This window comes from Enterococcus raffinosus (assembly GCF_019175485.1).
GTDB classification, from domain to species: Bacteria; Bacillota; Bacilli; order Lactobacillales; family Enterococcaceae; genus Enterococcus_A; species Enterococcus_A raffinosus.
Genome location: NZ_CP072888.1, coordinates 1,716,545 through 1,742,342, shown reverse-complemented (window position 1 = coordinate 1,742,342; position 25,798 = coordinate 1,716,545). Strand labels below are relative to the sequence as shown.

22 protein-coding genes are annotated in these 25,798 nt (G+C 38.2%); 17 read left to right on the top strand and 5 right to left on the bottom strand.

Annotated features, from left to right (window positions below; genetic code table 11):
* Positions 1–196 precede the first annotated feature (196 nt).
* The 8 genes from J9537_RS08515 (at position 197) to yihA (ending at position 8,066) form a co-directional block, all read left to right on the top strand.
* Positions 197–484, top strand: coding sequence for a hypothetical protein (locus tag J9537_RS08515; RefSeq protein WP_010745005.1), 288 nt, complete (start codon positions 197–199; stop codon positions 482–484).
* A 10-nt stretch (positions 485–494) separates the two neighbouring features.
* Positions 495–1,523, top strand: coding sequence for a signal peptide peptidase SppA (sppA, locus tag J9537_RS08510; RefSeq protein WP_218255701.1), 1,029 nt, complete (start codon positions 495–497; stop codon positions 1,521–1,523).
* 2 nt (positions 1,524–1,525) lie between these two features.
* Entirely contained in the window at positions 1,526–2,071 is a 546-nt protein-coding gene (locus J9537_RS08505; RefSeq protein WP_218255700.1) for an RDD family protein, read from the top strand.
* Positions 2,068–2,991 (top strand): tetratricopeptide repeat protein, encoded by a 924-nt coding sequence (locus J9537_RS08500; protein ID WP_218255699.1) that lies wholly within the window; start codon positions 2,068–2,070, stop codon positions 2,989–2,991. Before J9537_RS08505 ends, J9537_RS08500 begins: the two co-directional genes overlap by 4 nt.
* A 103-nt stretch (positions 2,992–3,094) precedes the next feature.
* A complete protein-coding gene (gene tig / locus J9537_RS08495) occupies positions 3,095–4,378 on the top strand; it encodes a trigger factor (protein WP_218255697.1) in 1,284 nt (427 codons plus the stop codon).
* Between the two features lie 254 nt (positions 4,379–4,632).
* Positions 4,633–6,012, top strand: coding sequence for a GH25 family lysozyme (locus J9537_RS08490; RefSeq protein WP_218255695.1), 1,380 nt, complete (start codon positions 4,633–4,635; stop codon positions 6,010–6,012).
* A 153-nt stretch (positions 6,013–6,165) separates the two neighbouring features.
* Positions 6,166–7,413: an ATP-dependent Clp protease ATP-binding subunit ClpX gene (gene clpX / locus J9537_RS08485; protein WP_010744999.1), complete on the top strand. Its 1,248-nt coding sequence runs from the start codon at positions 6,166–6,168 to the stop codon at positions 7,411–7,413.
* Between the two features lie 56 nt (positions 7,414–7,469).
* The gene (gene yihA / locus J9537_RS08480; RefSeq protein ID WP_010744998.1) at positions 7,470–8,066 is read left to right on the top strand and encodes a ribosome biogenesis GTP-binding protein YihA/YsxC; all 597 of its coding nucleotides are present in this window, start codon (positions 7,470–7,472) and stop codon (positions 8,064–8,066) included.
* On the opposite strand, the gene J9537_RS08475 is transcribed toward yihA, so the two are convergent.
* Complete coding sequence (locus tag J9537_RS08475; protein WP_010744997.1) at positions 8,063–8,215, bottom strand: SPJ_0845 family protein; 153 nt, start codon at positions 8,213–8,215, stop codon at positions 8,063–8,065. The genes yihA and J9537_RS08475 overlap by 4 nt on opposite strands.
* Before the next feature lie 133 nt (positions 8,216–8,348).
* Between J9537_RS08475 and J9537_RS08470 the strand changes: the two genes are divergently transcribed.
* A complete protein-coding gene (locus tag J9537_RS08470) occupies positions 8,349–9,677 on the top strand; it encodes a hypothetical protein (RefSeq protein WP_218255693.1) in 1,329 nt (442 codons plus the stop codon).
* A 90-nt stretch (positions 9,678–9,767) separates the two neighbouring features.
* On the top strand, positions 9,768–9,953 hold the full coding sequence (locus tag J9537_RS08465; RefSeq protein ID WP_010744995.1) for a hypothetical protein: 186 nt from the start codon (positions 9,768–9,770) through the stop codon (positions 9,951–9,953).
* A 40-nt stretch (positions 9,954–9,993) separates the two neighbouring features.
* On the opposite strand, the gene J9537_RS08460 is transcribed toward J9537_RS08465, so the two are convergent.
* From J9537_RS08460 to J9537_RS08450, 3 genes are read right to left on the bottom strand one after another with little or no spacing between them, the layout of a single operon-like run.
* Entirely contained in the window at positions 9,994–11,916 is a 1,923-nt protein-coding gene (locus J9537_RS08460; RefSeq protein WP_218255691.1) for a PTS fructose transporter subunit IIABC, read from the bottom strand.
* 52 nt (positions 11,917–11,968) lie between these two features.
* Positions 11,969–12,889 (bottom strand): 1-phosphofructokinase, encoded by a 921-nt coding sequence (pfkB, locus tag J9537_RS08455; RefSeq protein WP_218255689.1) that lies wholly within the window; start codon positions 12,887–12,889, stop codon positions 11,969–11,971.
* A complete protein-coding gene (locus tag J9537_RS08450; RefSeq protein ID WP_218255687.1) occupies positions 12,886–13,638 on the bottom strand; it encodes a DeoR/GlpR family DNA-binding transcription regulator in 753 nt (250 codons plus the stop codon). Before J9537_RS08450 ends, pfkB begins: the two co-directional genes overlap by 4 nt.
* Before the next feature lie 157 nt (positions 13,639–13,795).
* Here J9537_RS08450 and J9537_RS08445 point away from each other — a divergent pair, with 157 nt between their 5' ends.
* Entirely contained in the window at positions 13,796–15,256 is a 1,461-nt protein-coding gene (locus J9537_RS08445) for an alpha-amylase (RefSeq protein WP_218255685.1), read from the top strand.
* Positions 15,257–15,264: 8 nt separating this feature from the next.
* Here the strand turns inward: J9537_RS08445 and J9537_RS08440 are convergent, their stop codons facing one another.
* Entirely contained in the window at positions 15,265–16,839 is a 1,575-nt protein-coding gene (locus tag J9537_RS08440) for a ClC family H(+)/Cl(-) exchange transporter (RefSeq protein ID WP_218255684.1), read from the bottom strand.
* Positions 16,840–16,990: 151 nt separating this feature from the next.
* On the opposite strand from J9537_RS08440, the gene pcrA reads away from it, so the two are divergent.
* The 6 genes from pcrA to J9537_RS08410 all read left to right on the top strand — a co-directional run bounded on the left by pcrA (position 16,991) and on the right by J9537_RS08410 (position 25,709).
* Positions 16,991–19,240 carry a DNA helicase PcrA gene (pcrA, locus tag J9537_RS08435; RefSeq protein WP_218255682.1) on the top strand — a complete coding sequence of 750 codons (2,250 nt, stop codon included), beginning with the start codon at positions 16,991–16,993 and terminating at the stop codon, positions 19,238–19,240.
* A 31-nt stretch (positions 19,241–19,271) separates the two neighbouring features.
* Positions 19,272–21,290 carry an NAD-dependent DNA ligase LigA gene (gene ligA / locus J9537_RS08430; protein ID WP_218257354.1) on the top strand — a complete coding sequence of 673 codons (2,019 nt, stop codon included), beginning with the start codon at positions 19,272–19,274 and terminating at the stop codon, positions 21,288–21,290.
* 191 nt (positions 21,291–21,481) lie between these two features.
* Positions 21,482–21,787, top strand: coding sequence for an Asp-tRNA(Asn)/Glu-tRNA(Gln) amidotransferase subunit GatC (gene gatC, locus J9537_RS08425; protein ID WP_010744987.1), 306 nt, complete (start codon positions 21,482–21,484; stop codon positions 21,785–21,787).
* Positions 21,787–23,256, top strand: a complete 1,470-nt coding sequence (gene gatA / locus J9537_RS08420; protein ID WP_218255680.1) for an Asp-tRNA(Asn)/Glu-tRNA(Gln) amidotransferase subunit GatA — start codon at positions 21,787–21,789, stop codon at positions 23,254–23,256. The genes gatC and gatA overlap by 1 nt, the downstream gene beginning before the upstream one ends.
* Complete coding sequence (gene gatB, locus J9537_RS08415) at positions 23,256–24,686, top strand: Asp-tRNA(Asn)/Glu-tRNA(Gln) amidotransferase subunit GatB (protein WP_218255678.1); 1,431 nt, start codon at positions 23,256–23,258, stop codon at positions 24,684–24,686. The genes gatA and gatB overlap by 1 nt, the downstream gene beginning before the upstream one ends.
* Before the next feature lie 12 nt (positions 24,687–24,698).
* The gene (locus tag J9537_RS08410) at positions 24,699–25,709 is read left to right on the top strand and encodes a diacylglycerol kinase (RefSeq protein ID WP_218255677.1); all 1,011 of its coding nucleotides are present in this window, start codon (positions 24,699–24,701) and stop codon (positions 25,707–25,709) included.
* The last annotated feature ends 89 nt before the right edge of the window (positions 25,710–25,798 follow it).

Sequence of the window (25,798 nt, the reverse complement as noted above, 5' to 3'; positions counted from 1 at the left end):
ATTTGTGAAATTGAAATGCAAAAAGCAAAATACCTTCTGCATTTCATCTATTGGAAGAATAGGGTAAAATAGAAAAGTATCATTTAATAGGCATCTTTTAACCACTTTTTTTATAGCTTGCCAAAGACGTTTATTATGATAAAAAAATATTACGGGAAATCAATTTTCACAGAATAAACGGAGAGGAGAAAATAAAATGAATCAACCAGAAAACTTAACTGTTGGCGATTTACGTAAGTTTTTAGAAAAAATTACGAATAATCCCGAAGTGAACAACGAAACAAAAATTTTTTTAGATACAGGCTGGGATAGCATTCAAGAAATCAGCCCGGATGCCTTAAGTATTGAGGAAGCTCAAACCTTTAATATTGAAGATCCATTAACACATGAGCTTTTCGGGGGCTATTCTTTAGTAGAAAAAGCAGAAAAAATGAATGCTGATGGACCGATAGAAAAAGTAGTAATTATTCGTAACTTATACTAGGAGGTAGAAAATGAATAAGAGACGTTGGGTTGCGATTGGTATTGCGGTAGTGTTGTTAATTTTTTCAGCAATATCTTCATCAATCAGCCGTAGTAACGAAAGCAAAAAGGAACTCAGTCAAGTGAATGAATTATTGTATGGAAACAATGAGCCTCAAGAAGAGACCGTTGAAGAAGGATCAGACACAGAAAAAATTGCTAAATTAGTTGTAGAGGGCACCATCATTAACGATGGCACAAGTGGGTTGTTTTCAACTGGCGGCTATAATCATACTTCGTTTATGAAACAGCTAGAGAAAATTAAAGATGATTCAACTGTTAAAGGCATTTTATTAGAGATAAATTCTCCAGGTGGCTCTGTTTATGAAACAGCAGAAATCACTCGTGCTTTGAAAGAAATTCAAAAGGACAAGAAAATTCCGATTTATGCTTCTATGGAGAGTCAAGCTGCTAGCGGTGGTTATTATATTGCCGCTAACTCTGATCGGATTTTTGCCTCTGAGGACACGATGACCGGATCTATTGGGGTCATCATGTCAAGTGTTAATTATTCTGGACTGATGGAAAAACTTGGAATCACAGATGCAACAGTTAAAAGTGGTGCGCTTAAAGACATTGGTTCGTCTTCGCGTCCGCAAACAAAAGAAGATAAAGAAGTTTTGCAGTCCTTTGTTGACAGCATGTATAGTCGATTTGTTAAGACTGTTGCTGAAGGGCGTAATATGGATGAAGCAAAGGTAAGGAAATTGGCAGACGGAAGGATCTATGATGGTGCACAGGCACTCGATAACGGTTTGATAGATGAAATTGGATATCCTGATCAGGCTTTGATCGCACTTAAACGAAATGAAGGTCTGACTGGGGCGAAAGTCATTTCATACAAAAGTGGAACTACTAATTTCATGAATACATGGTTAGGAAACAATTTAGCAGATATGCAAGGTCTTAAGCCTTCGCAAGAGGAATTGATGACAAATATTGTAAAAAGTATTGGAACTCCACAAGCACCTAAAGCAATGTATTTATATGGAGGGGAATAATAATGGAGGAAGAAACTAATCAAAGACCAGCAGTAGGACCAGTGACACAATTGTTAGAAAAAAAACAGCGTCAACATCAATTTCATGATTACCCAGACTATTTTTATGCTGGTTTCTGGATTCGTTTTTTTGCTTATCTATTGGATTTAGCTTGTATTACAGCCCTAACAGGAATCATTATAGGGTTCCCTGCAAATCTAATTGGGGTGTCTAAAAGCGAGGAATTACTTAGTCTTTACGGATTTTTATCATTGCTCGTATACTTAGCGTATTTTATTTTATTGACAAAACTAAATCATGGACAAACAATAGGAAAAATGGTTTTTGGAATCAGAGTTATCTGTTTTGAGGAAGAGGAACTGAGTTGGCCAACGGTTTTAGTCCGTGAAGGTGCCTGTCGTTTTGTTCTACGTGGCTCTATTTTTATGTTAGGATACCTTGTCACTATTTTTACCCCCAATAAACAACACATAGGTGATTATTTTTCAGATACGAGTGTTGTGACACTAAATCTATTAGCAGCTAGAGAGGGCTTTGTACAGAAATGAATCCAATAGATTTTCCAAACAATGATCAGTATTACTTAACGCTTGCGGCAAAGGCTTTTTCCGCAGGAAATTATCAAGAAGCGTTAGAAAACTATAAACAGGCTTATAAAGAGAAGCCAACAGCGAAGCTTAACTTCTTAATTGCTAGCATGGCTTTGGAACAAGGAGAATTTTCTGAAGCATTATTGTTTGCAGATGAAATGCCAGATAGTTACTTAGAAACTCTGGATACAATCGATTTGTTTCTACAAATTCAATTATATGCACAAAAATTTTATGAAGCTAGAGAATTTTTATGGCGTTCGCAAAAGATAAAACAGTTGACAGAAGAGCAAAGAGATATCTGGTTGACACGAATTGATGATCAAGAGAGGTTTTACCAACATCAGCAACAAGCAGTATTCAAACAACTTGAGGATGAGCTGAATCTGCTTCCAACCATGAATGCGCTCGAGCAATTAACCCTAGTACGAAGGATTAGGCAGCTGCCTGTAGATCGGCTACAAACTTTGGCTAAATCGTATATGATAGACAGACGAATTGCACCATTGGTTCGAAGTTATTTATTCGAAAGTTTAGCACGTGTAGGGGTATCTGAAAGTGTACGTTATCTAACCATACAAGATGAAATTGTAGAATTATCTCCTGCTTATTCTGGATTTGACGATACGCTGCAAAAAAGAATTGAAAAACACCTGAGTGAGGAGTTAGAAGACGAGAATCCAATCTTGTTAGCGAGTTTAATGGAGCAAGTAAAACTAGAAATGGCTTTTTTATACCCTCTTCAAAGTTCGTTCATGAAACCGGATGCTTGGGTGTCCAGTTATCTATCCGAGTATTCGGAATGCTCAAAACCACTTGATGAAGCGATCGAAAGCGTGCGTATGAAAATAAAACAACTTATGTTCGATTATCATTAAAAAATGCCCAGAGTAAAAGCTTTATATTTACAATTCATAATCAGTAGTGTAATATTTAATGGTATGCAAAATGCAAGTATATTAGTATTCGGAGGGAACAAACGTGACTGCAAATTTTGAAAAAACAGGCACCAATGATGGTGTGTTAACTTTCTCAATTGAACAAACTGAGATTCAAAAGGGATTAACAAATGCATTCAACAAAGTGAAAAAAAATCTTAATGTACCTGGCTTCCGTAAAGGAAAAGTTTCTCGTCAAGTATTTAACCGTATGTACGGTGAAGAAGCATTGTATGAAGATGCGTTGAATGATGTATTACCAGCAGCTTATGAAGCTGCCGTAAAAGAAGCAGACATCGATCCAGTCTCTCAACCCAAAATTGATGTTGACAGTATGGAAAAAGGCGAAGCTTGGGTTATTAAAGCAGAGGTTACTGTAAAACCTGAAGTTAAATTAGGTGACTATAAAGAGTTAGAAGTTCCTAAACAAGATGTTGAAGTTTCTGACGCTGATGTAGAAGCGCGTTTGAAATCAGAACAAGAATCTCAAGCAGAGCTAGTTATCAAAGAAGACGAAGCTGCTGAAAACGGCGACACTACTGTAATTGATTTTGAAGGTTTCGTTGGTGAAGAAGCATTTGAAGGCGGAAAAGGTGAAAACTATTCTCTTGAATTAGGTTCTGGTTCATTTATTCCTGGCTTTGAAGAGCAATTAGTCGGACACAAAGCAGGTGAAAGCTTAGATGTAACAGTTACTTTCCCAGAAGATTACCAAGCAGAAGATTTAGCTGGTAAGGAAGCTGTATTCAAAGTAACGATTCACGAAGTAAAGGCAAAAGAACTTCCTGAATTGGATGATGATTTTGCTAAAGATGTTGATGAAGAAGTGAATTCATTAGATGAATTAAAAGCAAAATATCGTGATGAACTAACAAAACAAAAAGAAGAAGCTGCGAAAGAAGCAAAAGACGAAGCTGCAATCAAGCAAGCTGTTGAGAATGCTGAAATCGTAGAACTTCCACATGTAATGGTTCATGATGAAGTTCACCGTTCGATGGATGAATTTTTAAATAACATGCAACGTCAAGGAATCTCACCAGAAATGTACTATCAATTAACTGGTTCAACTGAGGAAGATCTTCATACTCAATTTGAAGGTGAAGCAGAAGGACGAGTGAAAACAAACTTAGTCATGGAAGCTATTGTTGAAGCAGAGAAAATTGAAGCTTCTGAGGAAGATATCGCGAAAGAAATCAAAGACTTGGCTGAAATGTATCAAATGCCAGAAGAGCAAATCCGTCGTGTTTTAACGGAAGATATGCTTGAACACGATATTAAAATGAAAAAAGCTGTTGAATTAGTAACTGGAACTGCTGTAGAAAAATAAGCAGTACTGGTTAATTAAGCAGGTAGTTAAACTATGTGGCGCAGATTATGCGTCACATTTTTTTATTCACTAGTATTTTTGCTAACTAAGGATACTCATGAATTTAGTTTCTCACTTTTTTTATAGATATTTATAACGAATAACTTCAAAATAACTCTTAAATTTGGTAATATTGAATTATTAATGAAATGAGGGTCATTCTCGTTTTTAAATGATGTAATTATTTTATGTTTTAATACCCTAAGGAGGAGAAAATGAAGAGAAAAATTTTAGGACTATGTTTTTTATCAGTGCTATGTTTAAATTTTTCGACTATAGCTCTAGCTGAAGAAAATCAAATAGAAAGCAGTCAACAAATCACTCAAAGTTCATCGATCACTGATTCAACTGCAAGTGTTCCACAAATCGAATCACAGACTACGGGAAATTCTGACTCTGAACAAACGACTGATAGTGTTGAAACAGAAGCAGAAGAAGTGACAGTTCCGCAATCGCAAATGGAGACAGCAGAGGGAACAATGTCTTTACCGAAAGGACGTTCTGATTTATATCCAAGTATCCAATTATTTGCTTCGCTTCCATCTGTATCAGCAACGAATACTAATACCCCTAGTAAAAGTTTTATTGATATTTCCTCTCATAATGGAAATATTTCTGTTGCAAACTTCCAAAAAATGAAAGGCTATGGTGTTACGGGGGTTGTTGTCAAGCTAACAGAAGCTACCAGTTATACTAACCCTTACGCTCAGTCACAGATTAACAATGCTATGGCAGCGGGAATGAAAGTTTCTGCCTACCACTATAGTTGGTTTACGAGCGATGCTCAAGCCGTGGCAGAGGCGAATTATTTTGCGGCTGCAGCTAAGAAATTCGGTTTGAGTAGTGGTACAGTTATGGTAAATGATATCGAGGAACCTCAAATTCTTGGTAAAGGAAACCATACAAATAACTCTAGGGCATTTGAAAATCGTTTAAAAAGCTTAGGATATGGAAATGTTCGACATTACATTGGTTTGAATTGGTTGACCACTGGACGGATTAATGCTGCTACTATTGGATATAAAAATATATGGGTTGCTGCTTATCCATATAATTTATCAACAACAAATTTTTATACCCAATACGGAGCTTGGCAATGGTCTTCGCAATTATCATTCCCTGGTATTAGCGGGAATTTTGACATTAACGCAGATTATACATCAACCTTTAGTAACCCGACACCAACGCCTCCGGCAAATAGTGTGCAAATGTACCGTGTTTATAATCCGAACAGCGGCGAACATTTTTATACACAAAATGTTGCTGAAAAGAACAACTTAGTTTCAAAAGGCTGGAAATACGAAGGGATTGGTTGGAATGGACCAACCTCCGGCAATCCAGTTTATCGTTTGTACAACCCTAATGCAGGAGATCATCATTATACTCTTCATGCTTATGAAAAAGACAATTTAATCAAGAAGGGCTGGAGATATGAAGGGATTTCTTGGTACTCTGGCGGCCCTAATGCGTTACATCGATTATACAATCCAAATGCTAAAGCTGGCGCGCATCACTACACATTGAACACGAATGAAAAAAATAATTTAGTTAAGCACGGCTGGAAATATGAAGGTTTAGCCTGGTATGCAAAATAGTCAAAAGGTTCTCGATTTTCGAGAACCTTTTTTTCTTTAGATTTCCTTTTTATTTGCAATTGGTTTCTTTGTCTTTTTAATGCTTTATGTTATTATAGATAAAGACTGCAATCGTGGAAACACTTGTAGAGAATGAAACAAGAGGTGACAGCCATGTATGAGAGCACAGGCGCAGGAGAAACAGTTCGCTGTTCATTTTGCGGAAAGACCCAAGAGGAAGTAAAAAAAGTCGTTGCGGGTCCAGGCGTTTACATTTGTAATGAATGTATCGACCTTTGTAAAGAAATTATAGATGAAGAATTCCATGAGGAAGCTATTCGTGAGTTTATTGATGTGCCAAAGCCCAAAGAACTATTGGATGTTTTAAATCAATATGTTATTGGTCAAGATCGGGCGAAGAAAGCATTATCGGTTGCAGTGTACAATCATTATAAGCGAGTAAATACTGAAAATGATGGTATCGACGAAGTAGAATTACAGAAAAGCAATATTTGTTTGATTGGACCAACCGGTTCCGGAAAAACGTTCTTGGCACAAACATTAGCTAGAACGCTGAACGTACCATTTGCTATTGCAGATGCAACAAGTTTAACTGAAGCGGGTTACGTTGGTGAAGATGTTGAAAACATTTTATTAAAGCTCTTGCAGGCTGCTGATTATAATGTTGAACGTGCTGAAAAAGGAATCATTTACATTGATGAAATCGACAAAATTACTCGTAAAAGCGAAAATGTTTCGATCACTCGTGATGTTTCAGGTGAGGGAGTTCAGCAAGCTTTGCTTAAGATCCTTGAGGGAACAGTTGCTAGTGTACCACCGCAAGGAGGACGCAAACATCCTCATCAAGAATTTATCCAAATCGATACAACGAACATTCTATTTATCGTTGGCGGAGCCTTCGATGGTATCGAAACAATTGTGAAAAACCGTTTAGGTGAAAAAACCATTGGATTTGGAAAGAACAACAAAAAGATTGATGAAGATGCGAGTGTGATGCAGCAGATTATTCCTGAAGATTTGCTGAAATTCGGTTTAATACCAGAATTTATCGGACGATTACCGGTTACGACAGCATTGGAGAAATTAACAACCGAAGACTTAGTTCGGATATTAACAGAACCTAAAAACGCATTAGTTAAACAGTATCAAAAATTACTTTCATACGATGACACGGATCTAACATTTGATGAGGATGCATTAAGTGCAATTGCTGACAAAGCCATTTCTCGAAATACGGGCGCTCGTGGTCTGCGATCAATTATTGAGGATGTTATGATGGATGTAATGTTCGACATTCCTTCAGATGAATCAATTGAAAAAGTAATCGTGACGAAAGACTCTGTTGAGGGTTCTGGCAAACCAATTATTGAGTATCATAATGATAAGAAAAAAGCAGGTTAGCAAGTGTTGAGGGTTCACAAATTAATTTGTGAGCCCTTTTTGAAAGGCGTGAAAATATGAAAGTTCATAATGCAGAGATTGTTATTAGTGCAGTCTCACCTAAACAATATCCCGAAACTGATTTGCCGGAAATCGCCTTAGCGGGGCGTTCCAATGTTGGGAAGTCTTCATTTATTAATACACTGATTGATCGTAAAAATTTAGCGCGAACGTCAGGTAAACCAGGGAAGACGCAAACGTTAAATTTCTACTTAATTGAGAATGCTTTGCATTTTGTGGACGTTCCTGGTTATGGGTATGCAAAAGTCTCGAAGACAGAAAGAGCAAAATGGGGAGAAATGATTGAGACATATATTACTTCACGCAAACAATTACGTGCGGTAGTTTCGTTAGTAGATGTGCGTCATGATCCTAGTAAAGAAGATATTCAAATGTACGATTTTCTGAAGTACTATGGGATTCCAGTGATTGTGGTGGCAACTAAAGCAGATAAAATTCCTCGTGGAAAATGGAATAAGCATACGAGTGCTATCAAGAAGAAGTTGGATTTCGACCCAAATGATACCTTCATTCTTTTCTCATCTGAAACAAAAAAAGGAAAAGAAGAAGCATGGGCGGCCATCGAAGCTGCAATCGAAAAGGATCAGGCTTAAGCCTGATCCTTTTTTTTATCGTTTTGTTCAGTTTTTGGTTTTAAGAACTTCTGAATGTCTTCGTCTTTTTGTACTTTTTTATCTGGATCAACGACAAATGATTCAAACAACTTATCTAAATCATCGGTTTTTTCAAATTTTAGTCCCATTTGAACACCTCCATTTCAGTTTTAACATAGTTTATTATAGTATACAATTTTTTTACATTTAGTAATCAATTTCATAGGGTTTTTTAAATCTTTAAGATATAATTATAATAGAGTAATGAGAAAGGGGAAAGCAATGGAGAATAATCAAAAGATTTACAGTGTCAGCCAGCTTTACGATTTAAAGCAAGCCGATATTCAGTTGAAGACCAAAGATTGGTTAGTTATGAGTCGTCTATTGCTGGAACCAGACAGAATGTTGATTAATGGGAAAGAACAGGCCTTTGATCCAGATTATTTACAGCGTACAATTAATGCTTTTGGGACAAAAGAAGATTACTGGCTTCAATTAAAAAACCAAGATGAGGAAATGACTGTTCACTTACTGGGGGATACACTTTTTGAAAAATCTATTCTTGTTAAACAGAATTTTTATTATTGGGAGAATGTCTATTTAGATTATCTAAAATCGCGCTTAATTGAACACGGTTTCTTTGCTTATATCCGTTCCTATGAAGAATACCTCTATCATAATACAAGTGAGCTATCTAAACGTCGTTCATTTGAAACGGCTGAAGAGACGAGTGCTTTGCCTAAAATGAAGGGACTAAATGGAGATGTTGTGGTAGATTGTAATGCTTTTCCTGGTTATGACGTTTTTTATAAAGGGGTTTGTCTTACTGCTTGCTGGTGGTTATTCCTAGGAGATCCATACAAAAAACTTTTTGCAAAACAGTTACTGCTTGAGATTCAACAAGTGGACAAAGTAACCGAGCTAGGTGAGGGAGTTTTTTTTGAGCTATACAAGGATCCATTTCAATGGAAGGAAGAAGCCAATTTGCGGTTCCAACAATTATTTCGTGATCAATTGGGAATTTCTCAATTGTCTTATACGAATGGTGTAGGATTGTTAAAACAGCCCTACATTGAATTTGCTTTTGAGGATACTGTAATTCAAACCGTCCAATATCAAAATGAACAGTTTCAACCGACCAAGAAAAGTGATGCTTCTTATTTTGTAACACGGACCTATAATTTTTTGACGAATCAATACCGTGTGAATCGAATGAAGGGAGGACTAAACGCTTTAGCTTATTTTCCTTGGATTGATGATGAGAGTGAACGAATGATGAATTATCATATCTTGTATCCTGAACTGACATTGGATAAGGGACTGGCCGCATTCGAATATTATATCCGTGATTCTATCGAATTTGAGATACAGGATATGCGGTACAAAGATTATACTGCTGTACTGCAATTATTCATTCCCAAAAAAGCATTTTTAGATTTTCCTTTGGAGGAACTAAAAGGTGCTTTAAAGGATATGACGATTCATCAGGTTAGTCGTAAAAATGATTCACTCACCTTTTCTTTAGAGAAAGAAGCGAAGCACCTAATTGTCTCATTTATTGATCAAAAAAAAGTGTCAGCAAAAAATCAATTGGATATACTGGAAATTTGATAATTCGTGGATGTTGCCTTTTCAAGTGTCTAAATATTGAAATTCTATTTTTTGAAAGTAGATTCTCAATTTGAGAAAGGAGAGGTTTTTATGGATCGAAGATATATCAAGATTATGGGTAGTTGCTTATTGATTGTTGGAATAATTTTTATGTTGCCACTTGCGTCATTGGAGATTCCGTTGTCTATTGCAGTGTTCTTTATTGGTATGATTTTGTTTACGATTAAACCAAAACCTCAGCCTGTTCGTGCCCGCAGAAAGGATCGCTGGTTGTAGAAAAAAGAAGGCCACTCTCAATTTGAGAGTAGCCTTCTTTTTAAGCTACAGGTTTTTTTACTAATCCGTAAATAACACCTGAAACGATTGCTCCAATAGCAATAAATAAAAGATAAAGTAATGGATGGCTTAATAATAAGACAACAAAGATTCCTCCGTGGGGAGCCAGCAATTTGATGCCGACAGCACCGACTAGGCCGCCAGCTAAAGCTGAACCTACAACAAAACTCGGAATTACTCGAATTGGGTCAGCTGCTGCAAAAGGAATTGCTCCTTCAGTAACAAATGAGAGTCCCATAACGATGTTTGTTAAACCAGCATCTACTTGACTCTTTTCAAACTTATTTTTGAATAGACGAGTAGCGACAAAAATAGCTAATGGGGGAACCATCCCACCGGCCATAACGGCGGCCATGACGATTGAACCACCTTGAGCAACAGAGGACGCTAAAGTTGCAGTACCAAATACATAGGCAGCTTTATTAATTGGTCCACCTAAGTCGACTGCCATCATCCCACCAAGTAAAGCGCCTAGCAAAATAGCATTTGATCCGCTTAGACCAGTCAAGAACCCATTTAAGCCATCATTGATTGCTTTCATCGGTACATTTACCAAGAGCATTAAGAAACCAGTAATCATTAAACCAAAGAAGGGGTAGAAAAGAATCGCTTTGATTCCTTCAAGTGATTTAGGCAAGTTTTTAAACAATTTCTTCAAGAAAATGATGACATAACCAGCTAGGAAACCGCCGATTAATGCGCCCAAGAAACCTGCGCCTCCAGCATTCGCTAAAGCACCAGCAGCAAAGCCGGCGATTAGGCCAGGACGATCAGCAATACTTGAAGCAATAAAACCTGCAAGAACAGGTAGCATAAAGCCAAATGCTGCTCCGCCGATTTGGTTGAACCAGCTAGCGATTTGGTTGTAATTTCCTAAATTAGCAAGTTCTGCTTGAGGTACGCCCATAAATTGATCGATCATGAATGATAATGCGATCATGATTCCGCCACCGATAACGAATGGCAGCATATGTGATACACCATTCATCAAGTCTTTATAAATGCGTTGACCTAAAGTACCGTTATCACTTTTTTCTTCATTGGCTGAAGTATCTTCGCCGCTTCCATGATAAACAGGTGCTTTACCACTTAATGCTAAGTTGATCAATTCTTCTGGTTTACGAATCCCATCACTTACAGGACGGTTAACTAATTCTTTTCCACTGAAGCGATTCATTTCAACTTTTTTATCAGCAGCGACGATAACGCCATCTGCACGAGCAATGTCTTCGTCTGTTAAGCGATGTTTGATTCCCTCTGAACCGTTTGTCTCAACTTTGATATCAACGCCCAGTTCCTTTGCTTTTTTCTTCAAAGCATCTTCTGCCATGTAGGTGTGAGCAATACCAGTAGGACAGGCTGTTACGGCCACGAGATAACGTCGGTTTGTATCTTTGATTTTTTGTTCTGCCTCCGCCTGAGCTTCTGCTTTTTCTTCCGCTTCTTTAGCCTTTTCAGCAGTATCAAAAGTTTCTTGGATTTGATCAGGTGTTTCGGCCGCTTTTAATTTAGCAACAAAATCTGGATCAACCAATAATCTTGATAGCGCAGCTAATGCTTGAAGGTGAGTATCGTTTGCACCTTCTGGAGCGGCAATCATAAAGAATAGGAACGTAGGTTGACCATCTAGAGATTCATAGTCAACACCTGTTTTGCTTTTAGCGAAAAGAACGGTTGCCTCTTTAACGGCACTGTTCTTAGCATGGGGCATTGCGATCCCGTCACCTAAGCCTGTTGATGTCTGGGCTTCGCGTGCCAAAATCCCATCTTTATAAACATCAATATCTGAGATTCGACCAGCATCATACATTTTTTGAACCATTTCATCAATTGCAGCTTTTTTAGTGGTTGCCTGCAAATCCATGATCATGGCATCTTTGATCAATAAATCTTTAATGTCCATTATAATTCCTCCAAATTTTAAATTAATACATATTTTTTAACAGAAGGGCAAATCAAGATTCCTTTACTTTTGTGATCTGTACTTCTGGTAATAATTCTTGGATAAATTCAGCAGTTGCTAAATCATCTGAAAAAGTAGTTGCACTGCCACATGCGACCCCCCACTTGAAGGCTTCGACAGGATCTTTCGTTTTAGTAAAGTTTCCTACAAAACCGGCGATCATCGAATCTCCTGCGCCAACAGAATTTTTGACTGGGCGTTTTAAGACATTGGAACGGTAAATCCCGTCCTTAGTAAATAATAAAGCCCCATCACCAGCCATTGAAACTAGTGCATGTTGAGCTCCTTCATCTAATAAGCGTTGACCGAATGGGAAAATATCTTCAACGGAACTAAAGGTTGTTTGATATAAATCCGCCAATTCGTGATTATTTGGCTTAACTAGTAAAGGTTGTTTCTCCAAAGCATCCATCAAGTCAGCACCAGTAGTATCAATGACAAATGAGGCACCTTGGGCCTTGATGATTTCAATTAATTCTTGATAAAAACCAGTTGGAATGCTTGCGGGTTTACTTCCAGATAACACCACAATATCTTCTGAAGTTAAATGCTCTAAAACTTTTTTCAATGCAGTCATCTCTTCAATAGAGACTTTTGGACCTTGACCGTTGATTTCAGTTTCTTCATTTGCTTTTAGTTTGATATTAATGCGCGTGTCATCAGCTACAGGTGTAAATTTCGTTTTAATTGTTTCGCGTTCCATCCACTCGTTGATAAAGCGTCCGGTAAATCCGCCAAGAAAACCCAGAGCCGTAGAATCATTGTTAATTCGTTTCAAAATTCGTGATACGTTGATTCCTTTACCTCCAGGTAATTTCAAGTCGCTTTTCATGCGATTGACGTCACCAATTGCCAGTTGATTGACATGGACAATATAATCGATTGATGGGTTTAGTGTTACTGTATAAATCATACAGAAACCTCCTTTAGGGTAGTTTGCTCTGTGATTTGATCATGAATAACCAAAGGACAGGTATCTGTGAGAATTGAAGCAGCTGACAAAGGTGCGACACTGACAAAACTAGTTTGGTTGAATTTGCTATGATCAACTAGTACGAATGCTTCTTCGGCTTGTTGGATAGCCGCTCTTTTAAGAATCGCTTCTTCTGGATCAGGTGTAGAGTATCCGCTATCAATGTGCACACCATTCATTCCCATGAAGGCCTTATTAAAACGATACTGTTTTAACTGTTCTAAAGCTTGTGAACCAACAACTGCATCCGTTGTTAATTTAATACGTCCACCTAATACAATTGTGGCTATCTTCGCTTCAACTAGGCGAGCAGCAAGACCAACGGAATTTGTCACAACAGTAACAGTACACTCTTTCAAAAAAGGAATCATTTCCGAAGTGGTAGTACCAGCGTCTAAATAAATGACGTCGCCTTCAGCGATGCATTCAACGGCATACTTAGCAACTAATTTTTTTTGTTGAACGTTTTTGGATGATTTTTCGAACATACCTAATTCTTGTTCTAAATGTTGAGGTCGTTTTGCTCCGCCATGTACACGTTCTAGGATTCCCAAATCTTCTAGCTCTTGCAAATCTCTTCGGACAGTCGATTCAGAAGAGTCTAACCACTGTACTAAATCCTGTGACTTTACTAATCCATCACGTTCAAGCCGCTCAATAATTTTTCTATGTCGTTCTTCTGTAAGCATTTTCAATCCCCCTTCATTTGAAATAATACCATAAGTATTTTTGTGTTTCAACCATAAACAGTCAAAATCAGTCAAAAACATTTAAAGAGTGTGTTTTGATTCGTCATATTATGAAAGAACTCTCATTTTTTGTATGATAGAAGTAGAGGTGAAGGTTATGGGAAAACAAACAATTTTACAAGGATTTGAATGGTATCTTCCGGCGGACGGAAACCATTGGAAAACATTGACTGAGCGAGCAGAAGAATTACGTCATTTGGGAATCAATGCGATCTGGATGCCACCGGCCTACAAAGGCTCTGAAGGGGCGAACGATGTCGGGTATGGCACTTATGATCTATACGATCTAGGTGAGTTTGATCAAAAAGGAAGCATTGCAACAAAGTATGGCACGAAAGAAGAGTATTTGAGCAGTATTACTGCATTGAAAAAGGCTGGTTTGAAGATTTACGCAGATATCGTTTTTGATCACTTCATGGGTGCGGATGAAACGGAAGTTGTTTCAGCTGTTGCTTATCAGTTTGACGACCGAACTAAACCAAGTTCGGGAGAGGAAGAAATAGAAGCTTGGACAAAATTTATTTTTCCCGGAAGACAAGGTAAATACAATGATTATCAGTGGACTTGGAAAAACTTTTCGGGTGTTGATTATGATGCGCGTGAAAAAGACCATGCAATCTTTAATTTTGCCGATAAAGGCTGGGAACCAAAAGTTGACGATGAAAATGGCAACTTTGACTATTTGATGGGATGTAACTTGGACATGGAAAACCCTGAAACCATTGATCAGTTAGATAAGTGGGGGAAGTGGTATCAGGCGTTAACAGATGTTGATGGATATCGGTTAGATGCAGTGAAGCACATTCGATTTGACCTATTTGTTGACTGGCTGTTACATCGCCGTGAAGAAAAAGGGGAGCAGCTTTTCGTTGTCGGTGAATATTGGTCTGATGAGTTGGATAAATTGCAGGAATATCTGGATTCATCCGGCAATTTGATTTCATTGTTCGATGTTCCCTTGCACTTTAATTTATTTCAAGCAGCTTCTACAATGGGCGAGTTTGATATGCGACAAATTTTTACTGGTACTTTGATTGAAACGCGTCCTGATTGGGCTGTTACATTTGTGGACAACCATGATACGCAGCATGGACAAAGCTTAGAATCGTGGGTAGAAGGTTGGTTTAAATTACATGCCTATAGCTTAATTTTAATGAGAAATGAAGGAACACCAGTAGTTTTTTGGGGAGATCTTTACGGAACAGAAAATGCAGATGCTGTTGGTGAAGGATTGAATGCGTTGATTAAATTAAGAGAAGAATTGAACTTTGGCAACCAAGCGGACTATTTTGATGACCCAAACGTTATTGGCTGGACTTTAACAGGTGGATTTGATGATACTGAGTCTGGAGCTGCAATCATTATGACCAATGCCAATGGTGGAGAAAAAGAAATGACTATTAGTGCCATTCATGAAGGGGAAACCTTTGTTGATCTACTCGGAAATAATGAAGCAAAAATTGTCCTTGATGAGAATGGTCAAGGAATATTTCCAGTAAATGATGGACAAGTATCTGTCTATGTAAACGAAAAATTAGCTAATAAAATACGAGGATGAGCTTAAGCTCATCCTCGTATTGCTTTGTCTTGTTTTTTTGCTATTGCTGCATCTGACCGTTCACGAATCTGTTTTTTAATTTTTTGTGTATAGCCTTCATCTGTTAAGATCATCAAAAGATCACCAACCTTCATCACAGTATCACCGTGTGTTAAGATTTCTGTTGATCCTCGTCTAATTGAAATCAACAACATTTCTTTCGGCCAATTAAAATCTCGAACCATTGTGCCATCCAACGTACTTTCAGCCGTAACAGGAAATTCAATGATTGTTTTGTTTCCAGTAATACTTGGAAGATGACCGTTAAGTAAACGTTCAAGTAAAGATTCGTAGATTGGATTGCCACCTAATAAATCGTTCACAACGTAGGCTGTCAGTGAGCAAACCGCTAACGGCATTAAGTGTGTAATATTTCCCACCATTTCAGTGACCAAAATAATGGCTGTTAACGGGGCTTTACCAATTGCGGTGAAATATCCAGCCATAGCAAAAATTGCAAAGTCTCGAATCAAGAGGGAATCTAAACCAAACCACTGATGTAAGATAGTTCCATAAATCCCACCGATCAATGCTCCTAAAGTCAAGATTGGTAAGAAAATTCCTCCTGGAAGGTTCGCTCCATAAGAGATCATAGAAAAAAGAAACCGTAAGAAAAATAGAAAGATCAATACAGTTATGGGAAAGCTATTTTCTCCAATAGCTAAAACAATTTGATTCCCGCCACCCAAATAATAGGGGAAAAAGTAAGCAATAGGAATAATCAATAGGAACGGGATAAGCCCGTAAAGATGCTCGGGCAAATGAGTTTTTTTGTAAATTTGAGGCAATGCCAAAAGTACAATTTGATACACATAACCAAGTACCCCTAATATAATTCCAAGAAGAATCAGCAGTCCGTAATATTTTAACGGCAATGAAGGAACGTCCGCGATGAATAAGACTGGTTTTAAACCAAAAAAGTTTAATGAAACTAAGTTTGCAGTCAATGCTGCTGTTAACGAGGTTAACCAAATCAAAGGGGAGAAGTGATGATGAACTTCCTCAATTACAAATAATAGGCCGGCGATAGGAGCATTGAAGGCAGCGCCTAGCCCAGCCGCTGCACCGCTAGAAATAAATATTTTCTTTTCAGAAGTAGAGGCTTTTGTATATTCACCGAACCCCTGACCTACCATTGCCCCTAACTGGATAGAAGGACCTTCTCGTCCAAGGAAAAGGCCTGATCCTACAGATAGGACGCCACCAACAAATTTTTTCCAAAGAATTGAAAACCAATTTAGTTTGATTTCTCCTTGCAAAGTTCCTTCAACCTGTGGGATTCCGCTCCCTTTAATATTTGGTTCTGATTTTATCAAGAATCCTACGACAACGGCGAATATAATCATTACAAGAGTCCAAGGAATCAACCCTATTGGATTGATACGGAACCACAAATAAAGAGCCACTAGATGATTCATCATTTCCTCAATGAGTAGACGGAATAAGCTAACAATAATTCCGGCAATCGCTCCGATTAGGATTCCTTTTAAGATGAAAATAACTTTCGTACTATCTAAACGTTTGATTTCATGTTCGTTCTTCATGTTTTCCCTCCATACCATTATTAAATTTAGCGCGAATCTATGAGAAAAACAAGGATGAATCAATGAATTCGCTTTTTTAAATGTTGCTGGTGTCGCGAAACTTTCTGAGATGCTATAATAAAAAAGATTGAATATAGAAAGGACGTTTTGCATGCCAAACAAACAAGAGTTGTTAGCAGGACTTAACCCTAAACAAAAAGAAGCGGTACTTCATACCGAAGGTCCATTACTGATTATGGCAGGAGCAGGAAGTGGTAAAACGAGAGTTTTAACCCACCGTATTGCTTATTTAATAGAAGAAAAAAATGTTAACCCGTGGAATATTTTAGCAATTACGTTTACGAATAAAGCCGCCAGAGAAATGAAGGAACGTGTCAATGGCATTTTAGGACAGGGTGGCAACGACGTGTGGGTTTCGACCTTCCATTCGATGTGTGTGCGGATTTTACGCCGTGATGTAGATGCGATTGGCTATGATCGAAATTTTACAATTTTGGATGGGTCAGATCAACTAACGCTAATGAAACGGATATTGAAAGAGTTAAACGTTGATCCAAAGAAATATGATCCTCGATCGATTCTAGGAACAATCAGCAATGCAAAAAATGAATTATTGACTCCGGAAACTTATGCAGAGCGTCAAGGGTCTTTTTTTGAGGAAATCGTTGCTCGCTGTTATGATGCCTACCAAAAAGCACTTCGAAACAATCAAAGTATGGATTTCGACGATTTGATCATGAACACGATTCGTTTATTTGAAGAGAACGAGGAAGTATTGACTTATTATCAAAATAAATTTCATTATCTGCATGTAGATGAATATCAAGATACCAACCATGCACAATACACTTTAGTAAATATGTTGGCAGCACGTTTCCGTAATTTATGTGTCGTGGGAGATGCAGATCAAAGTATTTACGGCTGGCGTGGAGCGGATATGCAGAATATCTTGGATTTTGAAAAAGACTATAACGATGCTACGGTTATTTTGTTAGAACAGAATTATCGTTCAACCAAAAGTATTCTAGACGCCGCCAATCAGGTTATTAAAAACAATAGCAATCGCCGAGATAAAAATCTTTGGACAGACAATCAGACGGGTGAACAAATTACTTACTATCGTGCAGATAGCGAGCGAGATGAAGCTCAGTTCGTTGTAGGAAAGATTAAAGAAGAAATTCAAAGCAATAATCGTAGCTATAATGATTTCGCAGTATTGTATCGAACCAATGCCCAATCACGCGTGATTGAAGACACTTTAGTTAAATCAAATGTTCCTTATACTATGGTAGGTGGCCATAAATTCTATGATCGTAAAGAAATCAAGGATATTATTGCTTACTTGAACATCATCAATAACCCAAGAGATGGCGTTAGTTTTGAACGTGTAATTAACACGCCAAAACGGGGAATTGGTGCAGCTTCAGTTGAGAAATTACGAAATTTTGCTGCAATGCATGATTGGTCTATGGTAGAAGCGGCACAAAATGTTGATCTAGCCAATATTTCTGGTAAAGCAAGTCGAATGATTGGTGAATTTGGAACTATGATTTCACAGTTTCAGGAGATGATTGCTTATCTTCCAGTAACTGATTTAGTTGATCAAGTTTTAGAAAGAACGGGGTACTTAGATGATCTAAAAAATCAGAGAACCTTAGAAGCGGAATCACGGTTAGAAAATTTAGAGGAATTCCGCACAGTTACGAAAGAGTTTGATAAAAGAAATGAAGCTCAAAATGAGGAGGAAGCTGATGCGCCAGAAGAAAAACTCGCTGTTTTCTTAAATGATTTGGCTTTGGTATCAGATTTAGATGATTATCAAGAAGAGAGCGCACAAGTAACGTTAATGACGTTACACGCTGCAAAAGGATTGGAATTTCCAATCGTTTTCTTGATTGGCATGGAAGAAAAGATATTCCCGCTCTCTCGTTCATTAATGGAAGAAGCAGAGTTAGAGGAAGAACGTCGTTTGGCTTATGTAGGTATTACGCGTGCAGAAGAGAATTTGTATTTAACGAATGCTTTCTCTCGAACACTTTATGGGAAAACGCAGTATAATCAACCTTCACGTTTTGTTGCAGAAATTGATGAAAGCCTGTTAAACTCAGTTGGTATGCAGCCACAAGCAAAAACGGCTTTCAATAATCCATTTACCTCAAATCCAAATACTATGAAGCCTAAATACCAACATGCTACTCGCGAACCAGTGATGAACAAAACGGCTTCTGGCGGTGAAAATGAAAACTGGAATCCTGGTGATAAGGTTCAACATAAAAAATGGGGTGTTGGGACTGTGGTAAAAGTTAGCGGCAACGCCAAAGATGTGGAGTTAGATATTGCTTTTCCTCAACAAGGAGTTAAGCGTTTATTAGCCGCCTTTGCACCAATAGAAAAAATTTAAGCAAAAATTAGGAGGGATTTTCTTGGAACCAATGACGTTTCAAGCGGCAGAAAAGCGTTCTGCAGAGCTCCGCAATGAGCTGAATCAATATTCGTATGAGTACTACGTACAAGATCAACCCTCGGTGGAAGATTTTGTTTATGATAAAAAATATCAAGAACTAGTTGAAATTGAGACGGAATATCCTGACTTAATTACGCCAGAATCACCTACCCAACGTGTTGGCGGAAAAGTGCTGGAGGGCTTTGAAAAGGTTGTACACGACATTCCTTTATATAGCTTAAACGACGTTTTCAGTAAAGAGGAATTAATCGCTTTTGATGAGCGGGTAAAAAAGGCGATAGGACATGCCGTTTCTTATTGTTGCGAATTAAAAATTGATGGATTGTCCATTTCCCTTAAATATGAAAATGGTGTTTTTGTTCAAGGGGCTACACGTGGAGACGGAACAGTCGGAGAGAATATTACTGAGAATTTGAAAACTGTTAAGTCAATCCCATTACGTTTAAAGGAGCCTCTTTCGATTGAAGTTCGCGGAGAATGCTATATGCCAAAATCTTCCTTTGTTAAGTTAAACCATCAAAGAGAAGAGGAAGGAAAAGAAGTTTTTGCTAATCCGAGGAATGCTGCAGCTGGAAGTTTACGTCAATTGGACACACGCATTGCGGCTAAGCGGAATTTGAGCACATTTTTGTATACGCTGGCTGATTTCGGTCCGTTGGAATCCACTACACAAGATCACGCACTCAATGAAATGTCACGATTAGGCTTTAGAACAAATCCTGAACATCGTGTTTGTGAGACGATTGATGAAGTGTGGGCCTACATCGAGACCTTTCATGAAACAAGAGATCAATTGCCTTATGAAATTGATGGTATTGTTGTTAAAGTAAATGAGTTTGAGTTACAAGATGAATTAGGCTTTACAGTGAAAGCTCCTCGCTGGGCGACCGCATATAAATTTCCTCCTGAAGAAGCTCAAACAACTCTCTTAGATATTGATTGGACAGTTGGGCGTACGGGTGTGTTGACCCCAACGGCGATTATGGAACCGGTTAGACTGGCAGGAACAACGGTTGGTCGCGCCAGTCTTCATAATAGCGATTATATTGAAAAGAAAGATATTCGCTTGAAAGATACAATCCTTGTATACAAAGCTGGAGATATTATTCCAGAAGTAGCACAGGTCATTCTGGAAAAAAGACCTGAGGATAGTGAGCCATATCCTGTGCCTACACATTGTCCAATTTGTGATAGCGAACTGGTTCATTTAGATGAAGAAGTTGCTCTTCGATGCATCAATCCCAAATGTCCAGCACAAATAAAAGAAGGATTAAGTCATTTTGTTTCTCGCAACGCAATGAATATTGATGGATTAGGTCCACGTGTGCTAGCTCAAATGTTCGATAAAGGACTGGTTTCTGATGTAGCGGATCTTTATGGATTAGAAAAGGACCAACTTGTAACGTTAGACAAAATTAAAGATAAATCTGCTGAAAATATCCTAAAGGCAATTGACGCGAGCCGTGAGAACTCCGTCGAACGACTAATTTTTGGTTTGGGAATTCGCCATGTAGGAGCAAAAGCAGCTGGAATTTTGGCAGAGCATTTTGGAAGTTTGGAAGCGATCAGCAAGGCTAGCAAAGAAGAAATCATTGATCTAAACACTATTGGAGAAACGATTGCTGACAGTTTGGTGACTTACTTCGAGAATGAAGAAGTTCATGTGCTAATGCAAGAATTAGCGGAACGTGGTGTGAATCTTGAGTACAAGGGAATTCGTGCAAGCCAATTGGCTGAAGTGGAGTCGCCATTCAAGGACAAAACCGTTGTTTTAACAGGGAAACTTATTGATTATACACGCGAAGATGCGAAAGAGAAGATTCAAAATCTTGGTGGGAAAGTTACTGGCAGTGTTTCGAAAAAAACGGACATTGTTGTTGCGGGAGAAGATGCTGGAAGTAAATTGACTAAAGCTCAAAATTTAGGGATCGAAGTCTGGGATGAAAAAAAAATGATCCAAGCAATTGAAGAAAGTCATACTGAGTAAGTCTACCCATATGATTGTTGACGACACTATTAACGAACGAGTATTATAAAAAGGCGTCAAGTCTGTTATAAAGCGTCTATTTTGGAATTGTTTGAATTGAATTATTTTTCAAAAAATTTCAAGAAAAAAACGTGAATTCTAACAGAGATATGATAAAATGATTGAAAATTGACAAAAGAAAGAGGGATATTATGGCAATCAATGAAGAACAAGTGAAACATGTCGCAAAACTTGCGAAGCTTTCTTTTTCAGATGATGAATTGACGGGCTTTACCGATCAATTAGGTAAAATAATCGACATGGTCGAACAACTTGGAGAAGTTGATACAGAAGGTGTGCCATTTACTTCCAATGTATTAGAGACGATCAACGTTATGCGTGAAGACGTGGCGGATGAAGGCTGGTCGCGTGATGAGTTAATGAAAAACGTTCCGGAAAGCGAAGATGGCTTTATTAAAGTTCCGGCAATCATTGACAACGGAGAGGCTGGTGCATAATGGAAAAATTATATGATAAATCAATTGAAGAATTACACAATTTATTAGTAACAAAAGAAATTACAGCAACTGATTTAACTGCTGAAACCTTCGACCGCATAAAAGAGACGGAAAAAGATATTGACGCTTTTATTACCTTAAATGAAGAAAAAGCAATGGAATTGGCAAAAGCAATCGATGCAAAAGGAATCACTGAAGAAAATGCTTTAGCTGGTATTCCAATTGGAATTAAGGATAACATTGTTACAAAAGGAATCTTAACGACTGCAGCATCCAAAATCTTATCAAACTTTGATCCTATTTACGATGCAACTGTTATGGAAAAAGTCTACAGTTCAGATTTAATTCCAGTTGGAAAATTAAATATGGACGAATTTGCTATGGGTAGTTCAAGTGAAACTTCATATTTCAAGAAAACAAAAAATGCTTGGGATCAAACGAAAGTCCCTGGCGGTTCTTCAGGAGGTTCTGCAGCAGCAGTTGCCGCAGGTGAAGTTCCGGTTTCTTTAGGTAGTGATACGGGGGGCAGTATTCGCCAACCGGCAGCATTTAACGGGGTTGTTGGTTTGAAACCCACGTATGGACGTGTATCTCGGTTTGGTTTGATTGCTTTTGCGTCATCTCTAGACCAAATTGGACCATTCACACGCACAGTAAAGGATAATGCGTTAGCCTTAAATGCAATTAGTGGTTTTGATCCTAAGGACGGGACTTCGGCTGGTGTTTCTGTACCAGATTTTGCTGCAGGTTTAACAGGCGATATAAAAGGCATGAAGATTGCATTACCAAAAGAGTTCATGGCTGAGGGGATTGAACCAGGTGTTAAAGCAGCAATTACAAAAGCTGTGGATACATTTAAAGCGTTGGGAGCGACAGTTGAAGAAGTGAGTTTACCACACTCTAAATATGGGGTAGAAGTGTATTACATTATTGCATCATCTGAAGCAAGTTCAAACCTGCAGCGTTTTGACGGTATTCGTTACGGGTTCCGTTCCGAAGATGTTCAAAACTTGGAAGACGTATACGTGAATACTCGTACTGAAGGATTTGGTGACGAAGTAAAACGCCGAATCATGTTAGGAACCTTTTCTCTTTCTGCGGGATATTATGATGCTTACTTCAAAAAGGCTGGACAGGTTCGCACGCTGATCAAACAAGATTTTGATAAGGTATTTGCTGATTACGATTTGATCATTGGTCCAACGTCGCCAACTGTTGCCTTTGGTATTGGTGAAAACATTGATGATCCAATTACGATGTATTTAAATGATATCTTAACGATTCCAGTGAACCTAGCTGGTTTACCAGGCATGTCTGTTCCTGCTGGCTTCTCAGAAGGATTACCAGTAGGCTTGCAAATTATTGGAAAGCATTTCGATGAGCCTACTATGTATAAAGCAGCGTATGCTTTTGAACAAGCAACGGATTTTCATAAGCAAAAACCTGTGATTTTAGGGGGGGGAAAATAATGAACTTAGAGACAGTCATCGGACTTGAAGTCCATGTTGAATTAAAAACAAACTCTAAAATCTTTTCACCTGCACCTGCCCATTTTGGTGCAGAAGCAAATACGAATACAAATATTATTGACTGGGGCTATCCAGGTGTCTTGCCAGTTATGAATAAAGCGGCAATTGAATTTGGGATGAAAGCTGCTCTTGCGCTAAACTGTGAAATTTCGAAAAATATGCATTTTGATCGTAAGAATTATTTCTATCCAGATAATCCGAAAGCTTATCAAATCTCTCAATTTGATGAACCGATTGGTCATGACGGTTGGATTGAAATTGATGTCAATGGCAAAAAGAAAAAGATACGCATTGAACGTGTTCACTTAGAAGAAGATGCAGGGAAAAATATGCATGGTATCGGCGGCTATTCATATGTCGATTTGAACCGTCAAGGAACACCTTTGATCGAGATCGTTTCTGAAGCAGACATGCGTTCGCCTGAAGAAGCGAATGCTTATCTAGAAGCATTACGATCAATTATCCAGTTCACAGGTGTCAGTGATGTGAAGATGGAAGAAGGCTCTATGCGTTGTGATGCGAACATTTCTTTACGACCTTATGGACAAGAAGAGTTCGGAACGAAAACCGAATTGAAAAACTTAAACTCTATTAGTTTTGTAAAAAAAGGATTGACCTTTGAAGTGCAACGTCAAACAAAAGTGTTGCTTTCTGGTGGAACAATCCAACAAGAAACACGTCGTTATGACGAAGGAACCAATAAAACGATCTTAATGCGTGTTAAAGAAGGTTCGAGCGATTATCGTTACTTCCCAGAGCCAGATATTCCTCGTTTTGAAATTGATGATGTTTGGATTGATAAGGTACGGCAAACATTACCTGAAATGCCTGCATATCGTCGTGAGCGGTATGTAAATGAACTTGGTTTGCCAGAATATGATTCAATGGTTCTAACCTTGAGTCGCGAAATGTCTGACTTTTTTGAAGATACATTAAAAGAAGGTGCAGATGCCAAACAGGCTTCTAACTGGCTAATGGGTGAGGTCTCCGCTTATTTGAATAGTGAAAAATTAGAATTGGCTGAGACGAAATTAACCCCAAATAATTTGGCGGGCATGATTACATTGATTGCAGATGGGACTATCAGTTCGAAAATTGCGAAAAAAGTTTTCCGTGAATTGATTCAAAACGGTGGAAATGCTAAAGAGGTTGTTGAAGCAAAAGGACTTGTCCAATTGTCAGATCCAGCACAATTGTTGCCAATGATCAACGAAGTACTTGATAATAATGAACAGTCTGTCGAAGACTTCAAAAATGGTAAAGATCGGGCGGTCGGCTTCTTAGTTGGTCAAATTATGAAAGCGACCAAAGGAAAAGCAAATCCAGGTGTTGTAAATAAACTACTTCAAGAGGAATTAGCGAAACGTTAGAGGAGCTCGATCATGAGAAAAGCACGACTGATTTATAATCCAGTATCTGGAAAAGAGATTATGCGTAATAATCTAGCAGATATTTTAGAAGCCATCGAAAAAGCAGGTTATGAAGCAAGTGCCTTCGCTACGACTCCTGAACCTGATTCAGCAAAAAATGAAGCAACCCGTGCGTCAAAGGCTGGTTTTGAACTAGTAGTTGCAGCGGGTGGCGATGGAACAATCAATGAAGTAGTAAATGGAATTGCAGGATTAAAGAAACGCCCTAAAATGGCGATTATTCCAGCGGGGACGACAAATGACTATGCTCGAGCATTGAAAATCCCACGCAATAACGTCAAAGCAGCTGCTGAGGTCATTCAGAAACAACAAACAGTCAAGATGGATATCGGTAAAGCTGCAGACACGTACTTTATCAACATCGCGGCTGGTGGTTCGTTAACTGAATTGACGTATGAGGTGCCTTCAGAATTGAAGAGCATTTTCGGGTATTTAGCCTATCTAGCCAAAGGGGCAGAAATGCTTCCACGAATCAAACCGACGAAAATGCGATTGATATATGAAGGTGGCGAGTATGAAGGCAATGCTTCAATGTTCTTCTTAGGTTTAACAAATTCTATTGGCGGTTTTGAAACTATCGCACCCGATGCTAAGTTAGATGACGGGAAATTTTCGTTGATAGTAGTTAAGACTGCGAATCTATTTGAAATTGTTCGGCTAATTACTTTAGTATTAAATGGTGGAAAGCATGTCAATGACTCAAAGGTTTTGTATGTGAAAACAAGCTTCTTGGATGCAAGCCTAATTGATACCGATAAGAAAATGATGATTAATTTAGATGGAGAATATGGTGGCGATGCTCCAATGCGTTTTGACAATCTTCATCAGCATATCGAATTCTATGCTAACACGGATGAAATCAATGATGATGCGATTTTGGGTCCAGATGATCAAAAGCGAGAAGCTGGAATAGAGTTAGTTAAGGAATACGAAAAAATCCAAGAAGAAGATTTAGAAGAGTAAAATAAAACGTTTCTGTTCGAGAACAGAAACGTTTTTTATGCGTCCGTTCAAAAATTGCATATAGCAAGTAGTTATTCTTATGGAACTCT

Excerpts from the sequence above, each read along its gene's own strand:
- pcrA (WP_218255682.1), top strand. The coding sequence starts at position 16,991 with ATGCCAAACAAACAAGAGTTGTTAGCAGGACTTAACCCTAAACAAAAA.
- J9537_RS08460 (WP_218255691.1), bottom strand. The coding sequence starts at position 11,916 with ATGGACATTAAAGATTTATTGATCAAAGATGCCATGATCATGGATTTG.
- gatB (WP_218255678.1), top strand. The coding sequence starts at position 23,256 with ATGAACTTAGAGACAGTCATCGGACTTGAAGTCCATGTTGAATTAAAA.
- J9537_RS08465 (WP_010744995.1), top strand. The coding sequence starts at position 9,768 with ATGGATCGAAGATATATCAAGATTATGGGTAGTTGCTTATTGATTGTT.
- J9537_RS08410 (WP_218255677.1), top strand. The coding sequence starts at position 24,699 with ATGAGAAAAGCACGACTGATTTATAATCCAGTATCTGGAAAAGAGATT.
- ligA (WP_218257354.1), top strand. The coding sequence starts at position 19,272 with ATGACGTTTCAAGCGGCAGAAAAGCGTTCTGCAGAGCTCCGCAATGAG.
- gatA (WP_218255680.1), top strand. The coding sequence starts at position 21,787 with ATGGAAAAATTATATGATAAATCAATTGAAGAATTACACAATTTATTA.
- J9537_RS08500 (WP_218255699.1), top strand. The coding sequence starts at position 2,068 with ATGAATCCAATAGATTTTCCAAACAATGATCAGTATTACTTAACGCTT.
- clpX (WP_010744999.1), top strand. The coding sequence starts at position 6,166 with ATGTATGAGAGCACAGGCGCAGGAGAAACAGTTCGCTGTTCATTTTGC.
- J9537_RS08490 (WP_218255695.1), top strand. The coding sequence starts at position 4,633 with ATGAAGAGAAAAATTTTAGGACTATGTTTTTTATCAGTGCTATGTTTA.
- J9537_RS08475 (WP_010744997.1), bottom strand. The coding sequence starts at position 8,215 with ATGGGACTAAAATTTGAAAAAACCGATGATTTAGATAAGTTGTTTGAA.
- J9537_RS08515 (WP_010745005.1), top strand. The coding sequence starts at position 197 with ATGAATCAACCAGAAAACTTAACTGTTGGCGATTTACGTAAGTTTTTA.
- J9537_RS08450 (WP_218255687.1), bottom strand. The coding sequence starts at position 13,638 with ATGCTTACAGAAGAACGACATAGAAAAATTATTGAGCGGCTTGAACGT.
- J9537_RS08440 (WP_218255684.1), bottom strand. The coding sequence starts at position 16,839 with ATGAAGAACGAACATGAAATCAAACGTTTAGATAGTACGAAAGTTATT.
- J9537_RS08470 (WP_218255693.1), top strand. The coding sequence starts at position 8,349 with ATGGAGAATAATCAAAAGATTTACAGTGTCAGCCAGCTTTACGATTTA.
- pfkB (WP_218255689.1), bottom strand. The coding sequence starts at position 12,889 with ATGATTTATACAGTAACACTAAACCCATCAATCGATTATATTGTCCAT.
- J9537_RS08445 (WP_218255685.1), top strand. The coding sequence starts at position 13,796 with ATGGGAAAACAAACAATTTTACAAGGATTTGAATGGTATCTTCCGGCG.
- gatC (WP_010744987.1), top strand. The coding sequence starts at position 21,482 with ATGGCAATCAATGAAGAACAAGTGAAACATGTCGCAAAACTTGCGAAG.
- sppA (WP_218255701.1), top strand. The coding sequence starts at position 495 with ATGAATAAGAGACGTTGGGTTGCGATTGGTATTGCGGTAGTGTTGTTA.
- yihA (WP_010744998.1), top strand. The coding sequence starts at position 7,470 with ATGAAAGTTCATAATGCAGAGATTGTTATTAGTGCAGTCTCACCTAAA.
- J9537_RS08505 (WP_218255700.1), top strand. The coding sequence starts at position 1,526 with ATGGAGGAAGAAACTAATCAAAGACCAGCAGTAGGACCAGTGACACAA.